Annotated in this window: 15 protein-coding genes and 3 pseudogenes; 14 read left to right on the forward strand and 4 right to left on the reverse strand. The window is 58.1% G+C overall.

The window, feature by feature from the left end:
* Positions 1–197: 197 nt before the first annotated feature.
* From IVB54_RS35350 to IVB54_RS35360, 3 genes are all read right to left on the reverse strand, one after another.
* Positions 198–1,292, reverse strand: a complete 1,095-nt coding sequence (locus tag IVB54_RS35350) for a PLP-dependent aminotransferase family protein (RefSeq protein WP_157643152.1) — start codon at positions 1,290–1,292, stop codon at positions 198–200.
* A 282-nt stretch (positions 1,293–1,574) separates the two neighbouring features.
* Positions 1,575–2,123, reverse strand: coding sequence for a VOC family protein (locus IVB54_RS35355; protein ID WP_018460239.1), 549 nt, complete (start codon positions 2,121–2,123; stop codon positions 1,575–1,577).
* Positions 2,124–3,069: 946 nt separating this feature from the next.
* Complete coding sequence (locus IVB54_RS35360) at positions 3,070–3,279, reverse strand: DDE-type integrase/transposase/recombinase (protein ID WP_247401223.1); 210 nt, start codon at positions 3,277–3,279, stop codon at positions 3,070–3,072.
* 395 nt (positions 3,280–3,674) lie between these two features.
* Between IVB54_RS35360 and IVB54_RS35365 the strand changes: the two are divergent.
* Positions 3,675–3,818 (forward strand): annotated as a pseudogene (locus tag IVB54_RS35365) (IS3 family transposase); the annotation flags it as partial.
* A 647-nt stretch (positions 3,819–4,465) separates the two neighbouring features.
* Positions 4,466–4,740, forward strand: a pseudogene (locus IVB54_RS35370) (SOS response-associated peptidase family protein); the annotation flags it as partial.
* 11 nt (positions 4,741–4,751) lie between these two features.
* On the opposite strand, the gene IVB54_RS35375 reads toward IVB54_RS35370, so the two are convergent.
* Entirely contained in the window at positions 4,752–5,162 is a 411-nt protein-coding gene (locus tag IVB54_RS35375; RefSeq protein WP_039800528.1) for a hypothetical protein, read from the reverse strand.
* Positions 5,163–5,315: 153 nt separating this feature from the next.
* Between IVB54_RS35375 and IVB54_RS35380 the strand changes: the two genes are divergently transcribed.
* From IVB54_RS35380 to IVB54_RS35435, 12 genes and pseudogenes are all read left to right on the forward strand, one after another.
* Entirely contained in the window at positions 5,316–5,711 is a 396-nt protein-coding gene (locus tag IVB54_RS35380; RefSeq protein ID WP_157643085.1) for a hypothetical protein, read from the forward strand.
* A 159-nt stretch (positions 5,712–5,870) separates the two neighbouring features.
* Positions 5,871–6,266 (forward strand): hypothetical protein, encoded by a 396-nt coding sequence (locus tag IVB54_RS35385; RefSeq protein WP_245288520.1) that lies wholly within the window; start codon positions 5,871–5,873, stop codon positions 6,264–6,266.
* A 615-nt stretch (positions 6,267–6,881) separates the two neighbouring features.
* Positions 6,882–7,526, forward strand: a complete 645-nt coding sequence (locus tag IVB54_RS35390) for an aminodeoxychorismate/anthranilate synthase component II (RefSeq protein WP_051113056.1) — start codon at positions 6,882–6,884, stop codon at positions 7,524–7,526.
* A 2-nt stretch (positions 7,527–7,528) separates the two neighbouring features.
* Positions 7,529–9,553, forward strand: a complete 2,025-nt coding sequence (gene pabB / locus IVB54_RS35395) for an aminodeoxychorismate synthase component I (protein WP_051113055.1) — start codon at positions 7,529–7,531, stop codon at positions 9,551–9,553.
* A gap of 89 nt (positions 9,554–9,642) precedes the next feature.
* On the forward strand, positions 9,643–10,551 hold the full coding sequence (locus tag IVB54_RS35400) for a hypothetical protein (RefSeq protein ID WP_245288521.1): 909 nt from the start codon (positions 9,643–9,645) through the stop codon (positions 10,549–10,551).
* Positions 10,548–10,859, forward strand: a complete 312-nt coding sequence (locus IVB54_RS35405) for a chorismate mutase (RefSeq protein WP_018458979.1) — start codon at positions 10,548–10,550, stop codon at positions 10,857–10,859. Before IVB54_RS35400 ends, IVB54_RS35405 begins: the two co-directional genes overlap by 4 nt.
* Positions 10,859–11,437 carry a hypothetical protein gene (locus IVB54_RS35410; protein WP_018458978.1) on the forward strand — a complete coding sequence of 193 codons (579 nt, stop codon included), beginning with the start codon at positions 10,859–10,861 and terminating at the stop codon, positions 11,435–11,437. The genes IVB54_RS35405 and IVB54_RS35410 overlap by 1 nt, the downstream gene beginning before the upstream one ends.
* 26 nt (positions 11,438–11,463) lie before the next feature.
* Positions 11,464–12,651 (forward strand): MFS transporter, encoded by a 1,188-nt coding sequence (locus IVB54_RS35415; protein ID WP_247776955.1) that lies wholly within the window; start codon positions 11,464–11,466, stop codon positions 12,649–12,651.
* A 307-nt stretch (positions 12,652–12,958) separates the two neighbouring features.
* Positions 12,959–13,272, forward strand: a pseudogene (locus IVB54_RS35420) (transposase); the annotation flags it as partial.
* A gap of 114 nt (positions 13,273–13,386) precedes the next feature.
* Positions 13,387–13,566, forward strand: coding sequence for a hypothetical protein (locus IVB54_RS35425; protein WP_018458975.1), 180 nt, complete (start codon positions 13,387–13,389; stop codon positions 13,564–13,566).
* Between the two features lie 320 nt (positions 13,567–13,886).
* Positions 13,887–15,128: a site-specific integrase gene (locus tag IVB54_RS35430; protein ID WP_018458973.1), complete on the forward strand. Its 1,242-nt coding sequence runs from the start codon at positions 13,887–13,889 to the stop codon at positions 15,126–15,128.
* Positions 15,071–16,471 carry a PDDEXK nuclease domain-containing protein gene (locus IVB54_RS35435; protein WP_247294119.1) on the forward strand — a complete coding sequence of 467 codons (1,401 nt, stop codon included), beginning with the start codon at positions 15,071–15,073 and terminating at the stop codon, positions 16,469–16,471. The genes IVB54_RS35430 and IVB54_RS35435 overlap by 58 nt, the downstream gene beginning before the upstream one ends.
* Positions 16,472–16,551 lie beyond the last annotated feature (80 nt).

Consider the following 16,551-nt stretch of genomic DNA (forward strand, 5'->3'; position numbering starts at 1 on the left):
GCCGCGAACGAGGCAAACTTGTCTTCAACGGTCACGCGGTCGATCACTTCAGAACAATCCCCCCGGGACTCAGGATCTCGCGCCAATTGACTATTTACGTACTGTGGCGCGTAACCCAATCGAGCGTCTGGTGCTGCGTCTGAATACCGCCATAGGTGCGCGGCTGGCGTCCACCAAAGGAAAGCGATCGACTATCTTCACCCCCGGGCCCCTCCGTCGCGCAGCCTCAGCAATTTCTGCTCCAGGCGCCGCGCTACATAGTGACCCAAACCTGTCACACTGGTTCGGATTTGCTCGGGAGTAACCGCGCTAAAAGCTAATCGTATCCTGCAGTCTTGAGAGTTATCCAACGCGAAGAAGCTCAACGGCGTAACGATGACATGGTCACGCCTTGCACACTCGTCTGCGCAGTCCGCGCCAAATCTGAAAGGAAGATCAAGAGTTAGAAAGAAGCCACCGGAGGGACGGCTCCATCGAATTTGATCAGAGAAAGGCGAAAATACACTGTCCAGCTCACACAACATAATGTCGCGATTTTCACGGTACCAATCCAGAGCCGGTCGTATCCAATCGCCTAAACGTCCTCCGTTTTGAATCAAGAGCCCCGCGACGATCGCTTGGGCAATTTGGCTCGTATTGACGGTAACGAAGCTCTTGCGCTGGACCAGATCTTCCCAAAGCGACCGACGAGCAGCAACGTCTCCAAACATCGTGTCGGGCAGGCTTGCAGCTCCGACGCGAAGAGCTGGGCTTATTGTCTTCGAGAATGTGGAAAGGTAAATAACACTTCCGACCTCATCCAAAGCGGCCATCGGGGGTACCGGATCGCCGTCATACCGAAACAGCCCATATGCGTTGTCCTCTAAAACGACGAGCCGGTGTCTGGCGCACACTTGGAGGATGTTGCGTCGCTCGTCTGCATCGAGAACACGTCCGGTCGGATTGTCAAAATCGGGGATAAGATATATTGCCCGGGCCTGTTGACTTTTCTGGCGCAATTGCAGCACGGCGAGCTCGATCGCGTCAGCAAGGCAAGGTTCTGAATTGGACAACGCCGCGACAGCGACTCCTGTAGCCTTGGCTGCACCGATCGCACCGATATAGGTGGGATTGCAGACCAGCAGCACATCCGACGGCTCCGGACAGAGCGCCGGCAGGCAGAGGGCGACTGCTTCCTGGCATCCTGAGGTGATCAGTACGCGGTCCGCGCTCGCCGGAACCCCCTCATCGCATTGCACCTGTTGCGCAACGAGCTCGTTGATGATGCCGGCCGTTCGTCCATACTGCAGCAAGTGAGCCCATCCGTGGGCGCCCCCGTGACCACCAACTGAATCGTTTTGATACACGTTCACCGCGTTCAACAAAACCTGGGGATTGAGCCTATCGAAGAACCGGTCACTCGGTCTGCCTGACGCTAGCGAGACAGCTGACGGAAACAGACTGGAGACTTCGTTCAGGAAGTTCATTACTGATTTTTGCGACCTGACATTCATCCTGGAGTCTTGGAAAAGCGTGGAAGGATAAAATCACACCGGTGTCCGACATGACTCATCGAGGTGTACACGTCCTATTGCTCAATATTTTCCAGACTGCTCAAGTTGGTCGAAAAGCTGCTGGACATTCGATTCGAGAAAGCCAGTCTCTCCGCCTCGATGAATGATTTCGAAGCTAAGCCCCGTTTCAATGGACCGACTTGAGAAGGCCTGCGTCAATCCAGGACCTCGAATCACCCTCGTATCGAATCCCAAGCCACGAGATTTTAGAGCCTCTACAGCAGCATCGACGTCATCGACCTCAAGAGCGATATGAGCAACTCCAACGCCGTGATGGCGCACGAGCTCTGAGACCTGAGACGTCGGTTCAGTGCCCTGGCACAGAACAAACCTGATTCCTCGGGTCTCAAGCTCGGCAGATAGCATGCCGGTCGCTCGACCCTTGATGTGAAACCGGCATTTCAATTCAAAGCCCAGCACGTCCCGAAAGAACTCAATAGAGGCTTCAAGGTCGAGCACAGCAATCGCAATATGATCGATCCCGCGAAATTGTGACAGCGAACTCGCGCTTGTTCGGTTGCCATCTATAACGGCACCCTGTTTGGCCTTACCACCGGTGGTCTTGGGCATAACATCCTCGCTCTCACTCGCAGAATTTGAACAGCGAAGCGACCCATCGCGAACGACGCTGCTACCAACAGATCAGTTCCGTTCTAAGATCAAGATCCCTCACCATCCTTTGCTCGAGTTCCGACAGCTCAGCCTTATACCTGGCCACATCCAATTGAGCGCGAAGGAGCTTCGCTTTGAGCTCTTCTCGTAGCCTTAGGGCTTCTCGGAATTCCGGCGACTCCAGCATAAGTAAAGAGCACATGTACTAACCAGTGAAATGAAGGCAGCCGACCAGCGCGGTCTTTCGAGACCGCGCGGGGCAGAAGGTCGACTGTCGGACCGCCTCATCCGGCTCATCGCAAAACCTACATTATATCCGGACTTGGCGGGCGTCGCTGCCGCCCTCCAAAATCCGCAGCAACCAACGGCTCTGCCCCGCGTCCCTAGCAATCAGTGTGCCGCAAAAGGGGTGGTGCGAGTGTTGCTTAAAGAATGGCAAAAACCTCGTGCTTCGCACTGAGGCGGCGGGCTACGCGCCAGCCTTACTGTCGGACGTCCTACATGCACGTCTTCAACCGGACACGGCTCATCACAACGACACGGACCGTCAGTGAAGAGATCACCTCTGGTGCCGTTGGAACGTGTTCCCGCAACCATGATTGAAATGGACCCCGATTTTAGGACCAGAGGCTTAGTTGGAAAAGGGCCGCTCCGTTTGATAGACGGAGGGCATGATGACGAAAAGACACGACGGAAGATCGACGCGGCGTTGAAGGCAAAGATCGCGCTGGAAGCCGTGCGGGAGCAGGCGACGGTGGCCGATCTGGCCAGCGCCATGAGGTTCACGCGAACCAGATCTATGCCTGGAAGAAGCAACTGCTGGACCAGGCGGCCCGAGCTTTTGACGCGGGTGTCCGGCGGGAGAGCGAGGACGTGCGCGAACGCGAGGCCACAAGATCTATCCCTATCTGCTGCGCAACATGACGATGGTGTTGAAAATCTCCGGCGTGCCGTACGTCGCCAGCGCCTCTTCCAGAGCCGCCACGCAGAACGAGACGTCCATCGTGTTCGACAACCGCCACGCCAGAACCGCACGGCTCGCCCAGTCGATGACGGCGACGAGATAGAGAAAGCCACGGCCGATGGGCAAATACGTGATGTCGGCCGCCCACACCTGGTTTGGCCGGTCCCGGCGCCGGCTTCGTCGTGTTCGGCTTCGGTCCCAGCGCCGCGATGCCCATCTTGCGCATCAGGCGCTGCACGCGTTTGCGATTGACCTGAAGCCCCTCAGCCTTCAGCATAGTGGTCATTCGCCGCGAGCCCAGGAACGGCCAGGCGGTGAACAGCTCGTCGATCCGCTGCATCAGGGCAAGGCCGTTGTCGTTGGCCGGCCGTGGCGGCCGGTAGACCCCAGAGCGCGCGATGCCAAGCAACATGCATTGCCGGCGGATCGACAGCGCCTGGGTCGGCGCGATCGAGCATTCCTCGACGGTCCGGCGTGCTCATCTTCCGGACCTCCGTGCTAAAAAATCGCGCTCGACTGTCAGTTGTCCGATCTTGGCGTGCAGCTTCTCGATCTCCGACCAGGGCAGTCAGTTCACCAGTGCGCTTTCACCCGGCGCGTTGGCGGGCGCAGGGATCAAGATCTCCATGGATGGCCGCGGTCGTTGGATGGACAACGTCTTCATCGAGCGGCTGTGGCGGTCGCTCAAGCAATGAGGACATCGTGTGCTGTGGAAGTCAGGCTTCGGCATGAAGCCTGACGAAGCTTTGTCAGAGATGGAGGAGGGCCCTCCGAGGTCGGCCTGCAGGGGAAGACTTCAAACCAGTCCGAGCTGCGAGGGTAAAGAGCCCTGGTGGTGAGCGTTGGAAGAAAAGGCGGAGGAAACTCCGTCAGGTGAGGTCCGAGGAGACGAACGTAAGTAAACCGCTGATGACGTGTCGTAACATGTTCTATCGACGTCGAAACCGGGATCAGGATGTCTATCCCGCGAGCAAGGGTTGGGGGGAGCCTGCTGACTGCCCAACCGGCGTCCGGCATGAAGGCGGCGTGACCTCGGATCAGGCTTTGACAAGGAACACAGGAACCTGTCGCTCCGATGTGAAGGGAGGACTCCAAGCGGCCCGTCGCCGCAAGGAGCAGAGTACCGATGCGGAGCACAGGGGCGGCATCGAACCCTCGCCTATCCAGCTGAAACTACATCAATTTTTGATCGAAGGCGTTCCAGTGTACCTGCCAGTGGACCCAGCGCTCTTGGCGTCGCTGCCGCGGTGCGACACTGTGCCGCCGTACCCAAGTCGCGTGCGTATCACGCTCTGCGAAAGAGATCATCAGCACCGTGCTGTGCGCTATCCCACGCGAAGAGGGTCGCCCGCTTCTGGCCTTCGCCGGCCTCTGGACAAATTGGACGGGCGTCCGAAAGGCAAGGGCAGGCAAAGTTACCATCGATGTGTTCGGCTTCTTCACGTGCGATCCGAACGCCGAGGTCAAGCGCGTTCATCCCGAGGCAATGCCCGTCATTCTGATGACGGAAGAGGAACGCGACATCTGGATGCGGGAACCGTGGGACGAGGCGTAGCGTCCCATAAGATCGTCGCGACCGGCAAGAAGGAAGATCCCGGTCCGGAGACTTGAAGCGGAACGATCTACGACGTCGCTTCCTGGATCTGGACCGACGGCTGGCGAGAAGCGGAGTTTCCAAAGATTAGCCGCAAATAGGACACGGCATAGATCAAAGCTCCAATGCCGAAAAGCAACCACAATATGGGCTGCCAAACCGGCACGTAGGTGAGATTTCCGTCGTAACGATAGGCCGTCTTGGAAACGTCGGGGAGGCCATTCGCCGGCCAGAAATGTGCCAATACACCGACCTCCTCCTTGCAGTTTTGAGGACAGCTAAAGTTGCCGTCGATCGCAAAGTACAAACTTCTGCGCAAAAATGTTCCCTCGAGGATAGCCAAACCGAGAAGGGGCAGCGCGACGAACAGGATCAACGACCAGATCGCGACAGTGCGGGCCTTATCCGATATCAGTCGAAGATCGGATTTGGTGGCCACCTATCGAACCAGGCCCCGTCCGTATGTCGCCTCGCAAAAGCCTTCGCCCACCACAGCGACCAGACACAAAGCGTGGCGACAACGGGAACACCGAGAAGGGCAACAGCATGAGCGTTGAGCGAAGACCAGTCTAGTCCGAGGATTTCGAGAATCTTGCCCGCTCCGGACTTCGCGCCGCGCGTCAGAAGAAATAGCGCAACGGTGCCTGAAAGCGTAAGCCGCGACGCCTTGCCCCACTGTTCGCGGAGCATGTCGTCTGGGCTTTTTATCGGCCATGTATTCGCGCCCTTCTTGCTACAAACCCAGACGTCTGCCGAGCTTCCTTATTTCATTGTTCGGGCCTGGCCCGTGCTCAAGATCGTGTTTTGCGTTATCAAGGTTTCTTACAATGTCATTGTTCGGCCCGAGCCCATGCTCGAGATCGTGGAGCGCATTCGTAAAGGCCTTCACGATCTCGTTGTTCTTCCCGAACTCCGCGCCTCCGAACAGAACTTTCAATATCCGAGTCGACCGATGGGCACGCCGCAGCGGCGCGTGATGCCGCCTTGACGCTGTCGGTCAGCGCGTGACGCTGAGCGATGATTTCTGGCGGCAGCTCTGCGGCGTCGGCTGAATTCATCTCGAGCTTGGCACTCACGATGTAACCGTTTTGCGTCGCCTTTAGGAGCGCGCCTTCGACAATCGTTGTCGTCTGACGGTGAAAACAACGTGTTCGCGACCTATTTCAAGAAGTACAGGCCCAGCCTCGGAGATCATCTGTCGGCGTTGCTGCTGCAGGTCTATCTTCACTACGACCCCGCCATCGTCAAATTGCTACGCCACCGCCTACCTCTACCACGACAACGCATGGACTTTCTGTTGCTGCTCCCGGACCGCCAGCGGATCGTCATCGAGGTCGACAGCAAGCATCATTTCTCAGAGGACGGCAAACCCTCGCTGAAGGTCTACGCCGACATGGTGTCGGCCGACCGGGAATTGCGGCTTGCCGGATATGAGGTATACCGCCTCGGTGCGAACGAAGTTGTCGGCGACGGCTCCGAGGCGAGAATTGCGGATTTCTTCGACAAGCTCTTCCGACTCCATCGAGTCGGCAGTGAGAACTGATAGTGCGAGGTTGAATTGAAGCGCCACACGCTCGCACGGGCGCTTCGTTCGTAATTCTGCGGGATCTGCGATCATGAGCGAAGGGCGGGAATTTCAGGAGATCGCTCATTGCGGTGGGCAGGTGATCTTCACCGTCGACAGAGGCGACGAGGCGGCGCGTCAGTGACGAGAAACCCCTCCCTTAGATGCACCAGAAACGCATCCTGGCAGGTCTCATCATCCGGGCCCGCTGCGTTGCAGTTAATGATGCTCAGCGAGCTCGCCTACCTGGCCCAGCAATCAAACCGCACAATGCATGCGACAGCCACGCAGCCAACCCGATCAGCGTCCAAGAGCCCCAACCCTGCACTCGTTCTATAGCGACATGCCAAGCTTTGCGCGCCGGTCAACTACCAACGCTGGTGATTGATCGAGATGAACGATACATGGCAATTCTTGGTTAATGAACGTTAGGCTGGTTAATGAACGTTAGGCTGAGCGTCGCGTGCCAAAAGTTGGCGCTAACGGACCTGATCGATTCCACTCGCTCATCGCCGGTAGGAATTCTGCGCACTAAGGCCGCTCCAGCCATGATGACTGTGCAAGGGATTAGGCCACTCGCGGCGGGAAAGAAATATGGCAGCAAACGGGGCAGGCTCCGAGAGATCGGTGATCCTAATCGACAACTTCGACTCATTTACATTCAACATTGCCCAGATGATCGGTGAGGTGAATGGTAGAGACCCCATCGTCCTCGATAACACCGTGCCATGGAGAGAAATCCGCAAGATCCCCCATGATCGCATTATCCTCTCGCCGGGGCCGGGAAATCCTCATACTCCAAAAGATGTCGGCGCTACGATGGATGTTTTGGCCGGCAGCGCCGTTCCGGTCTTGGGAGTATGCCTGGGGCATCAATCCATCGCCCATTTTCATGGCGCATCCGTCTCCCGCGCGCCGGAGCCCCTCCACGGCCGGATCCGCACCATCACAACCTCCGGGACGGACCTGTTCCTGGGGCTGCCCCGCTCCTTCGATGTGACAAGATACCATTCGCTGGCAGTGACCGGTGAGCTTCCGGAATGTCTTAAATGCACTGCCATGAGCGAGGATGGCGTCATTATGGGACTCCGGCATCGGCACCTGCCGCACTACGGCATACAGTTTCACCCGGAATCCATCTGCTCACAATACGGACGAGAGATGTTTGCTAACTTCCTCTCCGATGTATGCGCCCCATCGGTAGCGCGGTCCCCACTTGTGCGCCTGGAGGTGGCCTGATCATGCTGGGCATGCCCCGCCTTAGCGACTTTCCCTTCGAAACGACCAAGTATGACGCGAGAAGTTCGACGATCTCATGCAGAGCCAGCGCTGAGGATGTATTCGTGCACCTCTTCCGGGGTACACAGCCTGCTTTCTGGCTGGACAGCAGTATGCTGGTGCCCGGGCTGTCGCGTTGGTCGTTCATAGGAGGGCTTGGCGGACCGGGCAGCTATCTTGCATCCTACGATGCGTCTCGACAGGAAATCGAGATTACTCGCGACGGCCAGGCGCCCCAACTGACCATCTCCGGATCGATTTTCAAGTTCCTCGCCGATAACCATGCCACCTGCAAGCTGCAGGATGAGGGCGACGTGCCAGATATTCCCTTTAAAGGGGGCCACGTGGGCTATTTCGGTTACGAACTGAAATCTCTCACCTGCGGCGTCAGCTCCCCACCCTCTAAATGTCCAGATGCAACCTTCATCTTCTGCACAAGATTCCTCGCCTTCGATCATGAGAATGGCAGCATCCATATCGTCGCACTCTACCCCAAAGCCGAGGCCGCATTGGCTTACGAGGTCGCCCTTTGGATCAGCAAGAACGAACGTGACATTCGGCGCATCGAAGCAGCCCCCAGCACTACCCCATCGTCACCAAACGCAAAAAGCGCTCCGCTTCAGTTCAAGCTTCGTCAGGGGCGAGCCCGGTACCTAGAACAAATCGAAAGATGCCTTTCCGAGATCCGCGCCGGCGAGACTTACGAGGTCTGCCTGACAAACGAGATTACTGTTGCGGCAGAGATCGACCCGCTTGATCTGTATCGGGTCCTAAGGCGGAGAAACCCGGCCCCTTACTCGGCTTTCCTCAGACTTGGAGATCTCTGTGTTGCCTGCTCGTCCCCGGAGCGATTCCTCAAGATCGATCGCAACCTCATTGTCGAGACCAAGCCCATTAAGGGCACTGCGGCTCGACATGAGGTCCCAGCCGAAGATGAGCGGATCGCAGAAGAATTGCGTCTGGACGAAAAGAGCCGGGCCGAGAATCTCATGATCGTGGACCTGATGCGGAATGATCTCGGCCGCATCTGCCGCACCGGAAGCGTTCATGTGCCAAGCCTCATGCACATCGAAAGCTACAAGACCGTACACCAGCTGGTCAGCACCATTCGTGGCGAACTGGTGTCGCCTGACGATATCATCCCCTGCATTTCTGCGTGTTTTCCAGGCGGGTCGATGACGGGCGCACCTAAGATTCGAACCCTAAAACTCCTCGATGAACTGGAACAAGCGCCGAGAGGTATCTATTCGGGGGCGATCGGTTATCTGTCTCTGTGCGGCCAGCTTGATCTGAATATCGTCATCCGAACGATCGTCTGCCGGGGACGCCAACTGAGTATCGGTTGCGGCGGGGCCATCGTCGCGTTGTCTGACCCCAAGGCGGAGTTCGAAGAGATTCTCCTCAAGGCGCGCCAGCCGATCCGTGCGATTGCCGAGGCCATGACAGGCAACCCAGATCATGACGTGGCGATCGATGGCGCAGACGATGATGCAGGCGCGGAAACAGTACCCGATTCTGCACATCGTGTCCGTCTGGCGACATTCCAGGACAGGGACACGATTGCACAATGCGTGGGAAGGCTTCTCACGGAGCTCGGAGGACCGGGGCCGCAATTCGACCGGCAGACGGCGGTCAGCGCTGCTGGGCAAATCGCGATGGATTCGCGGCTCGGCTTCGCCCTGATAATGGAGGATGTGCCGGCAGCCGAAGTGATCGGCATTGCTGTCGTCTCCCAGGTCACCGCAGTAAGGGCTTCAGGCCACTATGGCATCCTGCAGGAGCTCTGGGTCGATCCCCGCTATCGCTCGGCTCAAAATGGGAGACGGCTTCTGGCCGCCCTGGATGGCGAGGCGCGGGTGCGGGGCTGGCCCATGGTCGAAGTGTCTCTTCCCTCGACCGACCGTTCCGGCGCCGAGAGGCTCGTCGCATTCTATGAAAGCATGGGCTTCGTATCGGCGGGAGAACGGCGACGAAGGAGGCTTCTGTGAACTGGCTAACCGTACACACGACGCCGGTCTCACCTAGCCCTGGGGGCCTTATCGCCGATGCGACGGGGACGAGTAAGCCTTCAAGGGAAGTGGGGGATCGAATCAACGAGATCCGAAGCGGATTGGAAAGCTCGCCTGGTGTCCAATTTATCTCGACCCCTGAGACCGTCACGGACGAGGTCGTATCGATCCTGGGCAGCCTTCATGATCCGGGCTACCTTGAGGCACTCCGCTTCGGGCCACATCCACAAGAGCCAGAGATCACCGAGCTTGCTAGAAGATATACCGCGCCCGGTGTGCCGCAAAACACATCCGTCGACGCGGGGATATATCAGCGCGCCCTTTTGTCCGCCGCTACCGGCTTCGCAGCCGCGACCACAATCGCCTCGAAGCGAAGTCTAGTAAGTTACGCACTATGTCGGCCGCCAGGGCACCATGCTGGGCGCAGCTTCATGGGTGGGTATTGTTTGCTGAACAACGTCGGAGTCGCGGCGCTGAGCCTGCGCGCATCGGGCTTCCGCAAGCTGGCGATCCTCGACCTCGATTTCCACCCTGGCAATGGAACAAGCGATGTGCTGAGCACACACCCCGATATCGGTTTCGCCAGCCTGCACGCCCGGACTGACGTCAATTTCCCCTGGATCCCGCAACTTCAACCAGCACTCGGCAGCCACAGGTATCTTGAATTTCCGACCGATCCGAGCCCGGCAGCATACACATCGGCGCTTCGCGGGCTCTTGGAATCCGACTGGGCCGCCACGCTGGACGTTCTGGTTGTCAGCTTGGGTTTCGATATCGTCGTCGGAGATCCGCATGGTGGTTGGACACTTCCGCCAGAAATCTACCGAGAGATCGGCCTGGCATTGGCCTCGATCGGCAAGCCGATCTGCTTCGTACAGGAGGGCGGCTACCGGCTGGACACGTTGTCGGCCTGCGCCAAGCATCTAGCCGCCGGCCTGCGACTTGGAATGCAGGAAATGGGCAGGAGCCATGCATGACTGATACCTTCACCCCCGACGCGGGCCTTCTTCCATTTCGGGAGATCATCAACAAGCTGGACAAACAACTGGTGGACATCCTCAGCCGGAGGCTTTCCGTCTGCGCTGAGGTTGCACGCTACAAGAAGGAACGCGGGATCGCGATGATGCAACCCGATCGCGTTACAGAGGTAAAGGCGCGTTGCGCCGAGACTGGGGCGGAACGCGGCCTGCGCAGGGAATTCACTGAAGATCTTTATTCGCTGATCATAGGAGAAGCCTGCGAGCTCGAAGCCATGATCATAGACGAGCAGATGGACGTCTCCTGATGGTCCGCATCTACACGCTCGGCCCAGCGAGAAGCTGTCACCATCATGCGACCTTGAAATATCTCGAGTTCCAAGGGATCGAGCCGCAAGACATCATACTCGTCGACGATCTCGTGGCTGCCGCGGCCGAGGCCGCAGATCGCGGCGACAGCTATGTCCTCCAATGCAGCGCGCACCTGAATGTCCATCTCGTGACCGAGAAATTCCGCGACCGTCTGCAGGTCGTCGACACCTTCATATTGCCCACCCAGAGCATCGCGGTCGTCAAACGCAAGGACGTAAAGGAGCCTCGGTCGCTGGGTCTCCCCGAGCCAACGATGGGGTATATCGACAAGAATGCTTGGAATGAGCTGATTTTCGAAACGACAAAGCCGGTTGTAGAGAAAAAACTCCTCGAAGGCGTGTATGATGCGGGCGTTGCTTACAGCAGATCGGCGCTCGAACATCCCGAAAAGCTCGAGATCATGCAGGAGATTGGCGAGGTGGTGACGACCTGGCTATTGTACGGTCCCCGCCCTCGCTACTCCGACACGATCATCGCCAGCCCCTATCCTGAGTTGCATGACGTGCTGCCTTGAACACACGAACCTGAACGAGCACCGTCATGACCTCCTCCCCTCCTGACGCGCGAACGAAACTCGTCATTGCCGCTCTGACCATCGCCGCCTTCGCTATCGGCCTGGACACATTTGTCATCATTGGGGCGCTCGATGTGATCTCTCGTGACCTCGGGATTTCAACCGGCGCGGCGGGCTGGATCATTTCGATCTACGCACTCTGCTACGCTGTCTTCGCGCCGCTGAATGCCTGGATGTTCAAGGCCATGAGCCGTCGCAATGTCCAAATCCTGTCCGTTTCGATCTTCGTCATCGGTAACCTGATCTGCGCGGTCGCGCCGAACTTCCTAATTCTTGCTGCTGGTCGCGTCATTTCGGCCTACGGCGCGGCGATGTTCACCCCGGCGGCTACCGCACTAACCGCCGAGCTCCTGCCGCCTACCCGCAAAGGTTTCGCGTTGTCCCTCATCTTCGGCGGCATGACCGTTTCACAGGTTGCTGGCGTCCCGGCCACCAGCTGGATCGCAGGTGCTATCGGCTGGCGCTTCGCATTCGGTTTCGTCGTCATTGCCGGGCTTCTCGCATTGATGATCTTCGCCCCGATGATGTCTGGAATCCCTGCCAAGATGCCGGAGCGCGGAAAACCGACCTCCAAAGAATTCTCCAAAATCATCTACGGTATCCTTTCCGTGACACTATTCGTCGTTGTTTCCGAGTTCATCGTTTATTCCTATGTGAGCGTCTTCATCACCGGTTTTCTGCTTGCCGGGGTTCCGCTGCTCTCGGCCGCGCTCTTTGCCTACGGTTTCGGAGCCGTGACGGGAAACGCAGCGTGTGGCGTTCTGACTGACCGTTTCGGCCCCTATAAAGTCCTCATCGCAGCCATAGGCGCACAGCTAATCCTGCTCGTAGGTTTGGTTGCATTTGGACACCATGGTGCCCTCACCGTGCTCATCGCCTTCCTTTGGGGCAACGTCAGCTACATGTATCTGGTGCCGATCCAGCACCGGCTCCTCGGCCTAGCCGGGGATAGGTCGAAGCTGGTCCTGGCAATGAACAGCTCGACTACCTTCGCAGGGATCGCCATCGGCGCTTTTCTCGGCGGCATCCTCGTCGAGATCAGCGGAGTCACATCGCTGGCCGTGGCGTCCATCCTGATTGGTCTCATCGGCGTCGGGCTGGCTGTTGCCTTCATGCGTGATGAAGCGCCTGCGGAAGCTGCGAATGCGGCATGAACGGGATGAAATCGAGCACGATCGACCACCAGGATGCTTGTCGGGTCTGCTTGGTCAAGCGCGGAGCAAGCCGCATACGCCCTTCGTCAGTCTAGACTATGGACATCACCATGCAGCACGTGGTCGATAGCGCTTGTCAGCCATCCATCTGGCTCCTGCCAGATGACTCTCGTGCGCCCGCTTCGCTCGCCATGATTCGCTCTTGCTCACGCGGCATTGCGCTCAGCTTTACCTCACCTGCTAAGTGCAGTTGACCTGCTCCCGCCAAATGAGGCCAGTCTGAACTGGAATTTCCAATTATGATCCCGTGTCGGGACGAGGAGAGCTCCATGAAGCATCGAAGTTCAGCGAGGCCCAAATCGCATTTGTTTTGAAGCAGGCGGAAGACGGTGCGCCGGTGGCCGAAGTCTGCCGCAAGGCCGGGATCAGCGACGCCACCTTCTATGATTGGCGCAAGAAATATGCGGGACTCATGCCGTCCGAGATGAGGCGGCTGCGTCAGCTCGAGGAAGAGAACGCCAAGCTGAAGCGGATCGTCGCCGACCTGTCTTTGGACAAGGCCATGCTGCAGGACGTGCTCTCAAAAAAGCTCTGAGGCCTGGCCGCAAGCGCGAACTTGTCGACAAGTTGCGCAGCGACTGGAAGGTATCGATCGTGCACTGTACGTCTACAAGTCGAAACGCGGCGACCAGGCCGACCTCAAGCATAGGATCAAAAAGCATCTGCGAGATCCGCGTGCGCTACGGATATCGTCGCATCCATATCCTGTTGCGCCGGCGGCGGGGCGAGATCACGGTCGCGATGATAAGCGGCCTCGCCTCGAATCTCGTTCCCAGCAACGTGAAGGAGTTTGGCGCCGCCAATCCTAGGGTCAAGCTCAACCTGGCGCTGTTCAATACCGGAGCGGAGATCTAGCTCGCCGTTGCCAGTGGCGAAGCCGATCTGGGTATCGGCTTCGATTTCGAAGGACAGCAACCTCAAAGTTCTGGCGCGCGGCGTCGGCCGGCTCGGCGCGGTTATGGTGCACAACCACCCCACTATCTCTTATTCGATCATGCTGGATCACGCTCGATCCCTCTGAAACACCTATAAAAATAGTGCATTCCCGACATTGCGCACTGGGGGCCGCTATGGCAAATTGGGAGCGTTAGAGGGATAGCGAACGGCCTTCCGCTCCCAGCAAACGATCCCCGTTTCTCCCCGACCGATCCCAGTTGCGGAACAGAAGAAACGCCATGCCAAGCCTGACTGATACCGCCATCCGACACGCGCTGAAGCGCGTCGAACTCAGCCGGAAACAAGAAAACCTCGCAGATGGTGAAGGCCGCGGCACCGGCCGACTTCTCCTCGTCCTCAAGCCGATGCCGAAGCGCGTGACCGCAGACTGGATGGCGCAGCAATGGCGCGATGGCAAACGCGCTAAAAAGAAGCTTGGCGCTTATCCGTCGACGTCCTTGGCTCAGGCGCGCGATATCTTCAAGCGCGACTACGCCGATGTGATCCAGAAAGGCCGCAGCATCAAGATTGCAACGGATACTCGTCCCGGTACCATCGCTGATCTGTTTGAGGGCTATGTTGCGTCGCTCAAGGGCGCCGGCAAACCATCCTGGAAGGAGACAGAGAAGGGCCTCAACAAAATCGCTGGCACGCTCGGGCGCAACCGACTGGCTCGTGAGATCGAGTCTGAAGAGATCGTCGAACTTATCCGGCCGATCTACGAGCGTGGCGCCCGCTCGATGGCCGATCACGTGCGATGTAACATCCACGCGGCCTATAGTTGGGGGATGAAATCCGACAACGATTATCGGAACACATCCCCGCGCCGGTTCCGTATCCCATTCAATCCGGCCTCGGAAATTCCGACCGAACCCAAGGTTCAGGGCACGCGCTGGCTCGACGAGGAAGAGTTCGTGCAACTCTATCGCTGGCTGGAATGCCCCGATACGCCGGTTCATCCTTCCTATCCCCGCGCTGTGCAGCTCATCATGCTGACCGGTCAACGCGTCGAGGAAATCGCGCGCCTGCATGTCGATCAATGGGATGCGCCGGAGAAAATCATCGATTGGTCCAAGACCAAGAACCTTCAGCCGCACGCCGTTCCAGTGCCGTCGATCGCCGCCGAACTGATTGGGTCGATCAAGCCGAATAAGTACGGGTGGTTCTTTCCCTCAGCGAAGGACCCATCCAAGCCCGTGAGCCACGGTACTCTCTATAGCTTCGTTTGGCGTCAACGGGACCGCGGCGTGATCCCCTATGCAACGAATCGGGACCTCCGGCGAACCTTCAAGACGTTGGCCGGCAAGGCCGGCGTGTCCAAAGAGATTCGAGACCGCCTGCAAAATCATGCGCTCCAGGACGTCAGCTCCAAGAACTATGATCGCTGGCATTACATGCCCGAGAAGCGCGCGGGAATGGCAAAGTGGAACAAGTTCGTGCGCGCCATGCTGGCAAAGAAGCGCTTGAAGGTGGCCGCATGATCAAGCGCCCTCCCAAATCCCTTAAAGTCCGAAAAGGCGCCAAACCGACGAGTGAAATTGACACGCGAAGCTATTCGGCGTTCGTTAGTGACCTTAAAAGGAAGATCGCGGAGGCGCGGCACCGTGCCGGTCTTTCGGTGAACCGTGAGCTGATCCTGCTCTACTGGAACATTGGACGTGATATTCTCGCGCGCCAGGAAAGGGAGGGATGGGGCGCCAAGATCATCGATCGCCTTGCTGACGATCTTGGCCGCGCATTTCCTGAGATGACCGGGCTTTCGGCCCGGAACCTGAAATATATGCGCGCTTTGGCGGAGGCGTGGCCGGATGGCGGATTTGTGCAACAGGTTGTTGCACTTTTGCCTTGGGGCCATAACGTCCGCCTTCTAGATGCCGTCAAGGCGCCGAAGCAACGTGCTTGGTACGCGCGACAGGCCATCGAACACGGATGGAGCCGCAACGTCCTCATCAATCAGATCGATCGTGACCTGTTCGCCCGTCAAGGCAGCGCACTTACCAACTTCTCGCGGACTCTACCGGCGGAGCGGTCCGAGCTCGCTAAAGAGATCCTCAAGGATCCCTACAGCTTCGACTTTCTTTCACTTGGCCCCGAAATGCTGGAGCGAGACCTCGAACGCGGGCTGATAGAACACCTGCGTTCGCTGATTCTCGAACTCGGCAAGGGGTTCGCCTTTGTCGGCAGCCAGTATCATCTCGAGGTGGGCGACCAGGACTACTACCTCGACCTACTCTTCTATCATCTGCGGCTGCGCTGCTTTGTGGTGATCGAATTAAAGATCGAGGACTTCAAGCCCGAATTCGCAGGCAAGATGAATTTCTATCTCTCTGCTGTCGACGACCAATTGCGACACAAGGATGACCAGCCGACGATCGGCATCATCCTCTGTAAGGCGCGTAACAAGGTGATTGTAGAATACGCGCTGCGCGACACCAGCAAGCCGATGGGTGTAGCCCAACACAAACTCTCGCCCGCACTTCCACCGCAGCTTGCGCGGGATTTGCCGACGGTAGAGGAGTTCGCGCGCGAGTTTCCACTCATGTCAATCGTTAAGCTTCGGATCGAGATCGAGCGCATCATGCGCGAGAACGGCATTGCCGTCAGACCACCCGCTGGGCTCGGCAACATGTTGGGCGAGCTGCATCGCCGCGGCCTCGCGCCTAAAAGCACTACCCCGCTCCTTGACGCTGTACGCGTCATGAATCAAGCGGCTCATGGTCTAGATGTCGACGCGGAAAGCGCCCAGCGAGCCGTCGATATCGGCACCGTGTTTCTGACCGAACTTCGAAACCAGCGAGGACGCGACGCCGGCAAGACATCATGATTCAGACCTGTTCACTCACCGTTAACTTCAGCAAATTTAGCGGCGGCGCCTGATCAGACCGGCGGCGCAAGAACCCGATC

It is taken from the genome of Bradyrhizobium sp. CW1, assembly GCF_023100665.1.
Taxonomy (GTDB): domain Bacteria; phylum Pseudomonadota; class Alphaproteobacteria; order Rhizobiales; family Xanthobacteraceae; genus Bradyrhizobium; species Bradyrhizobium canariense_D.